This window comes from Acinetobacter sp. UC24323, from assembly GCF_024151445.1.
Taxonomy (GTDB): domain Bacteria; phylum Pseudomonadota; class Gammaproteobacteria; order Pseudomonadales; family Moraxellaceae; genus Acinetobacter; species Acinetobacter baumannii.
In genome coordinates this window covers 1-11,960 of sequence record NZ_JAHIBY010000007.1, presented here as the reverse complement: position 1 = coordinate 11,960, position 11,960 = coordinate 1, and the positions used below count along the sequence as shown (strand labels likewise).

At 38.9% G+C, this 11,960-nt stretch carries 12 protein-coding genes and 1 pseudogene; 7 read left to right on the top strand and 6 right to left on the bottom strand.

Going from position 1 to position 11,960, the window contains the following annotated elements:
- Positions 1-45: 45 nt before the first annotated feature.
- From minC to KNQ97_RS10575, 4 genes are all read left to right on the top strand, one after another.
- Positions 46-768: a septum site-determining protein MinC gene (minC, locus tag KNQ97_RS10590; protein ID WP_213069056.1), complete on the top strand. Its 723-nt coding sequence runs from the start codon at positions 46-48 to the stop codon at positions 766-768.
- A gap of 70 nt (positions 769-838) precedes the next feature.
- Entirely contained in the window at positions 839-1,651 is an 813-nt protein-coding gene (gene minD, locus KNQ97_RS10585; RefSeq protein WP_001074362.1) for a septum site-determining protein MinD, read from the top strand.
- 2 nt (positions 1,652-1,653) lie between these two features.
- On the top strand, positions 1,654-1,926 hold the full coding sequence (gene minE / locus KNQ97_RS10580) for a cell division topological specificity factor MinE (protein ID WP_000896934.1): 273 nt from the start codon (positions 1,654-1,656) through the stop codon (positions 1,924-1,926).
- 83 nt (positions 1,927-2,009) lie between these two features.
- Positions 2,010-2,297: a PA4642 family protein gene (locus KNQ97_RS10575; RefSeq protein ID WP_001218560.1), complete on the top strand. Its 288-nt coding sequence runs from the start codon at positions 2,010-2,012 to the stop codon at positions 2,295-2,297.
- A 42-nt stretch (positions 2,298-2,339) separates the two neighbouring features.
- On the opposite strand, the gene rhtC is transcribed toward KNQ97_RS10575, so the two are convergent.
- On the bottom strand, positions 2,340-2,960 hold the full coding sequence (gene rhtC, locus KNQ97_RS10570) for a threonine export protein RhtC (protein ID WP_000959259.1): 621 nt from the start codon (positions 2,958-2,960) through the stop codon (positions 2,340-2,342).
- A 149-nt stretch (positions 2,961-3,109) separates the two neighbouring features.
- Entirely contained in the window at positions 3,110-6,142 is a 3,033-nt protein-coding gene (locus KNQ97_RS10565) for a DNA translocase FtsK (RefSeq protein WP_253612198.1), read from the bottom strand.
- Between the two features lie 269 nt (positions 6,143-6,411).
- Between KNQ97_RS10565 and trxB the strand changes: the two genes are divergently transcribed.
- From trxB to KNQ97_RS10550, 3 genes are all read left to right on the top strand, one after another.
- Complete coding sequence (gene trxB / locus KNQ97_RS10560) at positions 6,412-7,359, top strand: thioredoxin-disulfide reductase (protein WP_065718221.1); 948 nt, start codon at positions 6,412-6,414, stop codon at positions 7,357-7,359.
- Between the two features lie 120 nt (positions 7,360-7,479).
- Positions 7,480-8,211 carry a leucyl/phenylalanyl-tRNA--protein transferase gene (aat, locus tag KNQ97_RS10555; RefSeq protein ID WP_000854785.1) on the top strand — a complete coding sequence of 244 codons (732 nt, stop codon included), beginning with the start codon at positions 7,480-7,482 and terminating at the stop codon, positions 8,209-8,211.
- Positions 8,212-8,229: 18 nt separating this feature from the next.
- Complete coding sequence (locus tag KNQ97_RS10550; protein ID WP_000844343.1) at positions 8,230-9,045, top strand: arginyltransferase; 816 nt, start codon at positions 8,230-8,232, stop codon at positions 9,043-9,045.
- A gap of 44 nt (positions 9,046-9,089) precedes the next feature.
- Here the strand turns inward: KNQ97_RS10550 and rimI are convergent, their stop codons facing one another.
- From rimI to KNQ97_RS10530, 4 genes and pseudogenes are all read right to left on the bottom strand, one after another.
- The gene (rimI, locus tag KNQ97_RS10545; protein ID WP_000621543.1) at positions 9,090-9,545 is read right to left on the bottom strand and encodes a ribosomal protein S18-alanine N-acetyltransferase; all 456 of its coding nucleotides are present in this window, start codon (positions 9,543-9,545) and stop codon (positions 9,090-9,092) included.
- A 107-nt stretch (positions 9,546-9,652) separates the two neighbouring features.
- The gene (locus KNQ97_RS10540) at positions 9,653-10,528 is read right to left on the bottom strand and encodes a metal-dependent hydrolase (protein ID WP_000992291.1); all 876 of its coding nucleotides are present in this window, start codon (positions 10,526-10,528) and stop codon (positions 9,653-9,655) included.
- Positions 10,529-10,764: 236 nt separating this feature from the next.
- The gene (locus tag KNQ97_RS10535) at positions 10,765-11,646 is read right to left on the bottom strand and encodes a metal-dependent hydrolase (RefSeq protein WP_000992299.1); all 882 of its coding nucleotides are present in this window, start codon (positions 11,644-11,646) and stop codon (positions 10,765-10,767) included.
- A 203-nt stretch (positions 11,647-11,849) separates the two neighbouring features.
- A pseudogene (locus KNQ97_RS10530) lies at positions 11,850-11,960 on the bottom strand (elongation factor Tu); the annotation flags it as partial.

Sequence of the window (11,960 nt, the reverse complement as noted above, 5' to 3'; positions counted from 1 at the left end):
ACTTAACGATATTACAGCTCGTTTTAACGCCTTGAAGGAAGACTTATGGCTGATATCCGGATTACCGGCAGAATGGTTAACTTTAGCAGGATAACCTTCGATACGAATGATCATGATGTGATCCGCCAGCAATTATCAAATATATTAAATGAAGGTTCCTATCAGGGAACTGTCGTTATTATAGATAGTACTGTTGAACAAGAGCTTATTGCTTTAATTCAGCTGTTAGTCAGCATGGGCTTACAGCCTATGGCTGTCATTGACGGTATTTTAGGCGACGAAGCACGCGCCATTCAGTTCCCTGTATTACCGGCAGATCAGCCATTACAACGTATTAAACCAACTGCAGAGCAAGTTGCAATTGTAGAGAAGCCTACCTCTACACAAGCTTCAGTAGAAACAAAAAAACCACTAAATAATAATGCAGTTGCCCATATTACCTCTTATCATGATGAAATTTTGCGTACAGGCCAATCTCTTGTACAAGACCAAGGCGATATTATTTTAAAAGCTGGCATGAATAGTGGTTCCGAAGTGATTGCTTCAGGAAATATACATATTTATGGCACGGTTCGTGGTAGAGTCATTGCTGGTGCGGGTGGGCACGCTGCTGCACGCATTTTTTGCCAATCTTTAGAGGCTGAACTCGTTTCCATTGCCGGAACATATTGTGTCGCAGATGATATCCCTAAACATGTGGTAAAAAAGCCAGTACATATTTATTTAAATGAAAAGCAAGAGCTTGAATTTGAAGCTCTAGAACTTTAGTTTATTAAGCAAATCACCAAAAAACAGCCCTTTTAAGGGTGTATGTATGACCATAATAGGAGTGGATTCGGTGGCCAAAATTGTTGTCGTAACATCAGGCAAAGGTGGTGTAGGTAAAACTACAACGAGTGCATCTTTTGCAACAGGTTTAGCCCTTCGTGGTCATAAAACTGTTGTGATTGACTTTGATGTAGGCTTACGTAACCTTGATTTAATTATGGGTTGTGAGCGTCGTGTTGTTTATGATTTCGTCAATGTAATTAATAATGAAGCACGTCTGCAACAAGCCCTTATTCGCGATAAAGATATCGAAAACCTTTACATTTTGCCGGCTTCCCAAACCCGTGATAAAGATGCTTTGAGCGACGAAGGTGTTGCTCGTGTAATTGATGAGCTTTCTCAAGAATTTGATTACATTATTTGTGACTCACCTGCGGGGATCGAGCGTGGTGCAATTTTAGCAATGTACCATGCAGATGAAGCAATCATTGTGACAAACCCTGAAATTTCTTCAGTACGTGACTCTGACCGCATCATCGGAATGTTAGATAGCAAAACTAAAAAAGTTGAACACAACGAAGGACGTATACGTAAACATTTATGTATTACACGTTTTAACCCTGAACGTGCTGACCGTCAGGAAATGCTGACGATTGATGATATTTCTAAAGATATTTTACGCGTACCGACATTAGGTGTTATTCCTGAATGTCCAAGTGTATTACAAGCATCAAACGAAGGTAAGCCAGTTATTCTGTATTCAGAAACTAAAGCTGGACAAGCGTATGATGACTTGGTTGCTCGCTTTCTTGGCGAAGACCGCCCTTATCGACACATCACAGCTCAACCTAAAGGCTGGTTAGCACGACTATTTGGAGCGTAGATATGGCAGGATTCTGGAGTAAATTATTTAGCAGTGAAGAAAAACCATCAAGTGCTCAAACTGCCAAAGATCGTTTAAAAGTCATTGTTGCATCAGAACAAGGTTTAGGCCGTCGTTTAAGCCAAGACAAGATTGACCAAATGAAGAAAGAAATTATGCAGGTGGTCAGTCGTTATGTTAGTGGTGTAGGCGAACAGCATATCCAAATGCAAGTTCGTTCTGAAGCAAACATCGAAATGTTAGAAATGAATATCAATTTACCTGAAGAACGATAATTCTATTTCTGACTATTCAATAAAGCAGAATCAAGGCAAAATAACGCAAGTTATTTTGCCTTTTTTAAAATGAGGAGATTGTCATGGCATTATCACAGCCAGCAACTTTCAATGAAGAATGGTCCGATGAGCGTGTTTTTGCCTACCTCAACCAACTTCCTCCAAATGGTGTGAACGCAGACTTCCATGTGCTCTACCATGCTTTCAAACATATGCGTCCAAATGACTATGAACGTCTTTTAACTAAATTTGTTGCAGATGGACGAGATATTAATGCGACTAATCCGGAAGGCGAACGCATTCATGACGTGATTGCTAAATTCCCACGTCAATCAGCACCGTTTTTAGAAGTTTTAGCAAAGTTTGCTTAAAAATAAAAAAGCCTCATAAAGAGGCTTTTTTCTTATTTAAAATTATCGATTTCCAATCAGGAAAATACCGAAAACGGTAAAAATTCCCCCAGAAATACCATCAATCCATTTTGAAAAATTACGGTAAGCGGCTCTAAAGCTCGGTAATGAAAAAATAAAAGTCACAAAGCAGAACCATAAAATTGTTTCAACCGACACAATAATAAAAAGCAGCCAATGGACTTGATCAAGCTGAGGATTTGCTAAAAATAAAGAGAATACACTACCAAAATAGATCACAGCTTTAGGGTTCGATAAATTGGTGAGTAATCCCTTCATAAAAAATAAATACGGCGCTTTCGGTAATTCAACAGTTGTCACCTCTTCCTGCTGATTTTTTGAAAATGCCGAACGCAACATTTGGTATCCTAACCAGCATAGATATAAACCGCCTGCAATAAGTAAACCTTGCTTTAACCAAGCCATTTTCTCAAAAATAATATTTAAGCCCATCAATGCTAAAGAAGCCCAAAACATAACACCCGCTGTTATCCCTGCAACAACCAGCATTGCTTCTTTACGAGATCGGCTCACTGCAGTCTGTGATACCAGAAAAAAATCAGGCCCTGGAGTAATAAGCGCACAAAAATGAATAAAAGCTAACGTAATTAACGCGACTAACATGTTGTCCTCCTGATTTGTTTCATTGTTATTTATTGAGAAGCACACATTAGCATTTTTTACTATTTGATAAAATCTCAAACTACCCGTAGTAATTATTATTTTTAACCATAAAAAAAGCCTCCGAAGAGGCTTAATTTTAACTGTAGATATTAAACTAAAATATCGCGCTTACCGTTGGCCCCCATAGCACTCACAATACCATTCTCTTCCATTTGATCAATGATACGAGCGGCACGGTTATAACCAAGGCTAAACTTACGCTGTAATGAAGATGTAGAAGCTTTTCGAGTTTCTAAAACAAACGATACACATTGATCATAAAGTGCATCACGGTCTGAACCACCATCACCTTCTTCAAAGCCACGCGAAGCAGGCTCCTCATCAAATGGAGTTAAGATCTCATCTACGTAGTCTGGTTCGCCACGTTCACGCCATGCATCACAAATACGGTTAACTTCATCATCACTAATAAATGCACCATGCACACGTTCTGGCTCAATCTTACCTGGTCCTAAGAACAGCATATCACCGTGGCCTAACAAGTCTTCTGCACCACCTGCATCCAAAATAGTACGTGAGTCAATTTTACTGTTTACACGTAAAGCTACACGCGTTGGAATATTGGCTTTAATAAGACCTGTAATGACATCTACCGATGGACGTTGAGTTGCAAGCAATAAGTGAATACCAGCAGCACGAGATTTTTGCGCCAAACGCGTAATCATTTCTTCTGCTTTCTTACCAACTTGCATGATCATATCAGCGAACTCATCTGCCACAATCACAATTGATGGTAATGGCGTTAAACGAGGCGCGCGCTCTTGTGTCGCTGAGTCACTTGGTTTCCATGTCGGGTCAATCAAGTCTTCTCCATTTGCAAGCGCTTCTTCAACTTTTCGGTTGTAGTCACTTAACTTACGAATTTTGAGGAATGACATAAGCTTATAACGGCGCTCCATTTCATTTACACACCAGTTTAAAGCACTCACTGCATCTTTCATGTCAGTGACGACAGGTGTTAATAAATGCGGAATATCGTTGTAGTTGGCTAATTCAAGCTGTTTCGGGTCAATTAAAATCAGACGCAATTGGTCAGGGGTATATTTAAGTAACATCGATAAAATCATCGAGTTAACAGCAACAGATTTACCCGAACCTGTAGTACCCGCAACCAACATATGCGGTGCTTTTGCCAAGTCTGTTAGTACCGGATTACCTGAAATATCTTTACCCATTGCCATACTAATGAGAGCACTTGGGTCACGATATGCGGGTGTTTCCAATAGTTCAATCAAACGTACCATTTCACGAGCACTATTTGGAACTTCAATACCAATATATGGTTTACCCGGAATAACCTCTACTACACGTACAGAAGCCATAGACATTGAACGTGCCAAGTCACGGGAAATATTAGTCACTTTAGATGCTTTCACACCCGGTGCTAAATCTAATTCAAAACGTGTAACCACTGGACCCGGCTGAGCTTCAACCACCTGAGCCTTCACGTTAAACTCTTGTAACTTGATCTCAAGCAATTCAGATAAACGGGAAAGCTGTTCCTCGGTAAAGTTAACTTTCTTATTTGGGTCAACCTTATCAAGCAATTCAAAACCCGGTAATGTTGGTAAATCTAAACGCTTTTTAGCCACTTGCATGGCACGAGACATTGGTCGACCTGATGCATCTGTTAAAGGCGCATCAAAATCAAACTCATCCTCAAGGTCATCCTGAGGCTTTCCAGCAGTTTCCTGCCAAGCTTCAATAAATTCTTCTTTTGACAGCTTCTCAGCACCAATCGTAGTTTGAATAGGCGCTTTTACAAAAGCTGAAGATTGCGCATAGCTACTTGCCTTGATCGGTTGAGTTGCTGGCGGGATATCTTCATCAATCAATAAGTCGTCAAAATCATCAAAGACTTCTTCATTAGATAAATTTTTAGGTGACTGATTTAAATTCGATACAGGTACAGATGACTCAACTAATGTTTGAGGAGCTTGCGGCGTAACTTCTGGTTCAACATGATGATCTTGAACAAATGGCGTATGCACGTCAGTTGCTGTTTTACTATTTGGAACTGCAGCAAGTAGTTCATCAAAAATCTCATCATCATTCCAATCTAAACCTTGATGAGTATTCGATGGTTGATTTTGTTTAGCCTGATAAACTGTTTGCTGAAATTGCTCATGAGTCGAAGGCTGTTCACTTGAATCATCAGCAGCTCGTAACAGCGCATCAATTTCTTGTTTATGGCTTACATCATCACGCTGTAAAGCACGCCAAACCTCTCCCGTAGCCACTAAACGCTCACTGTCTTTTTTAAGCTGTTGGGCTTGCTCAAGTGTACGCTCAAAGTTTTCTGGCTGAGGAGTTGGTTTTTCTTCAATTGTTTCAGGTTGACTTTGTTCTTTAGCTAAAACGTCAGCAAATAAACGCTCTGCTATTTCATCATGTCGTGTAGAGCTCGCTTTGCTTTGAGCTTTTTCTGGTTGGGCATTTAGCTCTACTTCATCCGTAACTTCTTCTGCTTTAGGCATCTCTGCAACTTTTACCGTTGCTGCTTTATTCGCAGGCTGTGTGGTTAAGTCATAAGCAGATTCGTTAGGAGATACATTTTTATAGAATAAATCTTGTAAATAACCAGGCATTGCTTTGAGCGTAACCCATGTTTTGCTCCACTGCACCCCAAATGCCAAAGTGAACAATACCACTCCGAAAACAAGGAGAAATAATGTCGCACCATAAATTGTTAACAGTTGAGATAAGCTTTGCCCCAACTCATAACCAATAATCCCGCCTGCCGCATTATCTAAAGTATCTGCAGGTACATTCCAGTGAAGGTAAAGCAAACTCGAAACAACAAGAATTAAGAAGAACTGCGCAGCATAACGGAATGGGCGGTTTAGAAAACTATGTGGCCACCAGACTTGAATCGCTTCAGCAAATAGGAAGATTGGAATAAGTAAACTTGCCCAACCTAAAAAGCCAAACAGCAAATCTGCAATCCATGCACCGGCAATACCACTTGCATTGGATACTTGCTGAGTATCACTTGAAATATGCATCCAGCCCGGATCAAATGGTGTATATGTTACTGTCGCCAGAAACATATAAATCCCAAAAGAGACCAAGAATAATGTCATCAATAAGCGCTGTGCATAAACACTTGACACCGCAGTCATATACTGTCCTGTAACCCATTTAATTATTGGTTTAGAGATGTGAAGACCTACATTTCAGATCTTCAACGATTGAACTTTATATTATGCACCTGTTCTTACAAAAAAGGTGCATGATTCTTTACAGTTGTTGTTAACATAAGGCTCTTCTATATTGTTATATAACTTAATTCGATTGACCTGATCAATATTATCCACATTGATTTAACGCTATTGGTCGGCAATTTCACGTATAATTTTCAAAATTCTCGAAATAAATAAGGATACCCTCAATGAGTGCTCGTCATTCTCGGTTAATTATTCTCGGTTCTGGCCCTGCGGGTTATAGTGCAGCTGTTTATGCAGCACGTGCAAATCTTAAACCAACACTTATTGCAGGTTTACAGCTTGGCGGCCAACTTACAACAACAACCGAAGTTGACAACTGGCCGGGCGATCCTGAAGGTTTGACTGGTCCTATCCTAATGGACCGTATGCAAGCACATGCTGAACGCTTTGGTACTGAACTTGTCTATGATCATATTAATGAAGTGGACTTAAATGTACGTCCTTTTGTTCTTAAAGGTGATATGGATGAGTACACTTGTGATGCTTTAATTATTGCAACTGGTGCGACAGCTCAATATCTTGGCTTAGAGTCTGAACAAAAATTTATGGGTCAAGGCGTGAGCGCATGTGCAACATGTGATGGCTTCTTCTACAAGAACCAAAATGTGATGGTTGTTGGTGGTGGTAATACTGCTGTTGAAGAAGCACTTTATTTATCAAATATTGCTGAACATGTGACACTTGTACACCGCCGTGATTCTTTACGCTCTGAGAAGATTTTACAAGATCACTTATTTGCTAAAGAAAAAGAAGGCAAAATCAGTATTGTTTGGAACCATGAGGTTGAAGAAGTTCTTGGTGACAATACTGGCGTAACAGGTGTTCGCTTAAAATCTACGAAAGATGACAGCAAACAAGAAGTACAAGTTCAAGGCTTATTCATTGCAATTGGCCATAAACCAAATACCTCTATGTTTGAAGGTCAGCTAAACTTACGTGATGGCTATATCCAAGTACAAAGTGGTACTTCAGGTAACGCAACAGCGACTTCTGTAGCAGGCGTTTTTGCTGCTGGTGATGTTGCTGATAGTATCTATCGTCAAGCGATTACTTCGGCGGGTTCAGGCTGTATGGCTGCACTAGATGCCGAAAAATATCTAGACAACCTTTAAGTTTAGATATTTCAAAACAGCCGTTTTATAACGGCTGTTTTTTTGGAATTTATAATAATTACTGGCTGCCCCGTATTAATTTTTATAGCATAGCCTTAAAGCACATATTATTTTGGTTTTATGAAAACACTGCCTCTATCTCAATATATTTTCCCAGATCCGGAGGAATCAGATCCAGATGGTCATGGTTTAATTTGTATAGGCGCTGACCTCTCCCCTTCCACACTCTATGAAGCGTATACACATGGGCTTTTCCCATGGTTTAATGAAGATGAACCTATTTGTTGGTGGAGCCCTGAACCACGCTGTATCATTTATCCTCAAAACTATAAACCGAGTAAATCGCTTATTCGGAACATGAAAAAATATGATTACACCATTACGGTAAATCGTGCTTTTGAGCAAGTCATTCGCTCATGTTCACTACCTCGAAGCTATGCTAATGAAACATGGATTAGTGAAGATATTATTGAAGGCTATTGTGGAATGTTTGATGCCGGTTATGGCTATAGCGTAGAAGTCTGGCAAGAAGAGCAGCTGGTAGGTGGTTTATATGGGGTAACGATCGGTAAAGGTTGTTTTGGCGAGTCTATGTTTAGTACCCAAACCGATGTTTCCAAAATGGCTTTTTATACTTTAATGTTAATTGGTCAAGAAAATCAGCTTCCTTGGGTTGACTGTCAACTTGTAAATAGTCACTTAATTAGTCTTGGGGCTTGTACACTTTCTCGGCAAGAATATCTTAAATCGTTACAAGATGTAATTATTCACCCCTCTATCAATTGGAAAAAGTATCAAGAACGTGTATTTTCAAGTAAAACAATAGCATTAAATGCAAAATTAATGGAATGATAACAGGAGGGACCAATCATGAAATCATATCACCCGAAGTCCCTTTTAAATGATCTGCAATATTATATTACTCCACCTCATGATTGCAGCTATTTAGAAAATAAATCAGCACGCATGGTCTTTTTAGACCCGATTCATCGGATTGATGTGGTGACGCTTTCTGAATTATCGCGATTAGGTTTTCGTCGTAGTGGCGACTTTGTATACCGTCCTGAATGTCATTTATGCAGGCAGTGTTTATCTTGTCGTGTACCTGTTGCCGATTTCCAAATGAACAGCATGCAAAAAAAAGCATGGAAGCGAAATCAAGATCTCACCATGACTGTTCTACCAACACGGCAAGCCTCACAAATTCATTATGATCTATATGAGCGTTACATTAACGAGCGACATGCCGATGGTGATATGTTTCCGCCAAGTTTAGATCAATTTGAAAAATTCTTGGTCCATAGCTGTACAGATAGTTTCTTCTTAGAACTATGGAAAGACAATCGTCTTATTAGCGTTTCGACTTGTGATTTAATGGATGATGGGTTATCTGCCGTTTATACGTTCTTTGACCCAGATGAACATCGTAGATCTTTAGGCGTTTATTCAATTCTGAATCAAATCGAATATGTAAAAACACTCGGTTTAGAATATGTCTACTTAGGCTATTGGGTTCCCCACTCAGCTAAAATGAACTATAAATCTCAATATACACCGCTAGAACTTTTACTTGATGGGCAATGGCGCCGCTTAAATAGGTCATTATCACCAGAAGAGATCAATCAGTTGGGTAATTCCCTCATGACCACATTACCTTCTGAATGGAATAATTTAATTATTAAATAACCTGCTTCTGTCTTGTTGTTCAAACAGCAACAAGACAGGCATTCTTAGAATAAAGAAGCAAAATCATCAGTACAGCTTTTTACCATAATAACGGCATTTTCACGTCCACCCTCTTGGGTTGGATAATAGTTACGACGCACATCAATTTGGTGAAACCCTGTTTTTTCATATAAACCAATAGCGGCCTTATTACTTTCACGTACCTCTAGAAAAATTTGTACGGGGTGATTTTCTAAACGCTCAATCGACGCATCTAACAACTGATATCCTAATCCTTTACCTTGCATTTGAGGATCAATTGCCATGAGCAATAAATTCGCTTCATCTAATACAGGTTGTAAAATACAAAAACCAACCACCTTATTATTTAATTCTATTACCGTACATTGGTAAGAATTTAAAGATTCTACAAATTGCTGCCTAGACCATGGGTGTGTTTGAACAAGCTTCTCAATTTGAGCAACACTATCAATATCTGAGGCTTGCATAGTACGAATCATGAGTTTCAACACATTTTTAGATTTCAAAGTAAACGTATTATAGAAACTTAAATAGAAAAAACGAGTAAAAAAAAGAGCAATTAAATTGCTCTTTTCCAGTCAGTTTTTTAAAGACCTAATTTTTCACGCCAAGTGGCCAATAAAGCTGTCGTATCCGAATCATTTGGATGGAATTTTGGTCTTAAGAAATCTAATAATTCTGGAATTTGACGGGTCATAAAACCTTTACGGCCATACATGAACTTAAGCATGTATTTGGTATCTTTCCATGTTAATTTATCATCAGTCTTAAGTAACTTAGCAGTAAAATAAGACTGAGTAGCAAAGATTAAGGCCATTGCAATGATTAAAGCAGTTGAACGCATAAAATAAGCTTTTGGCCCCTGCCCATACATATTGGTATACACATCAAACGCTACAGCTTTGTGTTCGTTTTCTTCTACCGCATGCCACATCCATAAGTGATACATAGTGTCATCTTGGAACATGGCTTGAATTTCAGGGTTTTGTAAAAGCTCCGCCGCAATAGTTGAGGTAAAATGTTCTAAAGCACAGGTACCTGTTAAATCAATCATTTCTTTTGTATAACCAAAAGGTTTCATTAGCTTGGTTACAACTGCAGTACCTACTTTAATAACTTTACCTGTCTGTTTTTCCATTTTACGAACATCATATCCATACGCCTGCGCAGAAGCATTAAATGCAAGATGCTCTTTAGAATGCATAGCTTCTTGGCCAATAAAAGCACTTATTTCTTTTTGAAGTGCTGGATCAGCCAGTTTAGGATCATTTCGCACAGCACGAGTACTGTTTACAAAGAACTGCTCTCCTTCCGGAAAAAGAGCCGATAATGCTGTCATAAAATGAGTTAATCCTGCATCGTAATTTGCCCAATAGCGTGGAACTTGAGCAAACTCAAAGTCCATACGACGCACAGGGAAACTTGCTCCGGCACGATTAGAAATATTTACTTTAGCATTCATGTCAGACTCCTTTAAGCGAATCGAAAATTCACTTATATCCTTATTTATTTTCTTAATATTTATAATAATACGCCTTTAAAGGCGCTATTTAAGTGCAGATGAGGCCAGCAAATTATCAGATGAGGTCATCAATAGCCTCATACTAGGGCAAAATTAACAAGTATCTTTTAAAAGTGAGTCATAATTTATAGACAATAAAAAAGGACTGCTAACAGCCCTTTTCATTTATTTTCAGCTTAAAGTCCAAGTTTAGATTTCCAAGTTTTTAACAAACTAACCGTATCTAAATCATTCGGGTGGAAACCTGGCTTAAAATAAGCCAACATCTCTTTAGCCATACCTGTAATAATGCCTTTCGACGGGCTATAACCATATTTATAAATCACAAACAACTCATCTAAGTTTAATTTATGGTCTTGCTTTAAAAGACGAACCACAAACGAAGATTGAATTGCGAAAATAAGAGCCATTGCGAAAACAAGTGAACTTGTACGTAAAGCATAAGCTTTTACACCTTTACCAAAGACACCTTCATACACATCAAATGCGACTGCTTTATGTTCATTTTCTTCTATTGCGTGCCAATACCACATGGTTGACATCGTTTTATCTGTCATCAACTCTTGAATATGGGTATTAACTAAAAGCTGAGATGCAATGGTTGCAGTAAAATGTTCAAGGGCTGTAGTAGCAGTCAGGTCCACCATTTCTTGCGTCATACCAAATGGTTTTACGAGCTTTGCAAAAGTTTTACGGGCAGTTTGAATAGCCGTATCGGTGAACTTTTCTAAAGTTTCAACATCATGACCAAATTTTTGGGCAGAAGCATTAAAGTTTACATGCTCTTGAGTATGCATCGCCTCTTGACCAATGAAAGCACTAATTTCTTTTTGTAGCTCTTCATTGTCTTTAATTGCTGGGTGATAACGCACAGCACGCACACTATCAATAAAGAACTTTTCACCAGCCGGAAATAGCGCGGATAACGCTGTCATAAAATGTGTAAGTCCAGCGGAACCATTCATCCAGTATTCTGGCACATCATTAAAATCAAAGTTCATACGACGTACAGGAAAGCTTGCCCCTGCACGATTTGTGATATTCACTTTAGCATTCATATTGAAAGCTCCTTACCAGTAACCTAAGTTACTTAAACTTTATTGTTCGTTTTCTTGATTCTTATCATACAAACTTAATAAAAAGGCTTAAGTGCAAATAGGGACATTGAAGTATCAGTTAAGGCCAGCTTTCAACTGAATTGTCTAACAATTCGATATAAAAAAAGCGCCCCAAAAGGAGCGCTTTTTTCACTGAAAAGTGATTATGCAGTTACTTTAGCAACAACACCAGCACCTACAGTACGACCACCTTCACGGATCGCAAAACGTAGACCTGGGTCCATTGCGATTGGGTGGATTAATTCTACTGACAT

Coding starts and splice junctions, on each gene's coding strand:
- trxB (WP_065718221.1), top strand. CDS start 6,412: ATGAGTGCTCGTCATTCTCGGTTAATTATTCTCGGTTCTGGCCCTGCG.
- rimI (WP_000621543.1), bottom strand. CDS start 9,545: ATGATTCGTACTATGCAAGCCTCAGATATTGATAGTGTTGCTCAAATT.
- minE (WP_000896934.1), top strand. CDS start 1,654: ATGGCAGGATTCTGGAGTAAATTATTTAGCAGTGAAGAAAAACCATCA.
- minC (WP_213069056.1), top strand. CDS start 46: ATGGCTGATATCCGGATTACCGGCAGAATGGTTAACTTTAGCAGGATA.
- rhtC (WP_000959259.1), bottom strand. CDS start 2,960: ATGTTAGTCGCGTTAATTACGTTAGCTTTTATTCATTTTTGTGCGCTT.
- aat (WP_000854785.1), top strand. CDS start 7,480: ATGAAAACACTGCCTCTATCTCAATATATTTTCCCAGATCCGGAGGAA.
- KNQ97_RS10575 (WP_001218560.1), top strand. CDS start 2,010: ATGGCATTATCACAGCCAGCAACTTTCAATGAAGAATGGTCCGATGAG.
- KNQ97_RS10565 (WP_253612198.1), bottom strand. CDS start 6,142: ATGACTGCGGTGTCAAGTGTTTATGCACAGCGCTTATTGATGACATTA.
- KNQ97_RS10540 (WP_000992291.1), bottom strand. CDS start 10,528: ATGAATGCTAAAGTAAATATTTCTAATCGTGCCGGAGCAAGTTTCCCT.
- KNQ97_RS10535 (WP_000992299.1), bottom strand. CDS start 11,646: ATGAATGCTAAAGTGAATATCACAAATCGTGCAGGGGCAAGCTTTCCT.
- KNQ97_RS10550 (WP_000844343.1), top strand. CDS start 8,230: ATGAAATCATATCACCCGAAGTCCCTTTTAAATGATCTGCAATATTAT.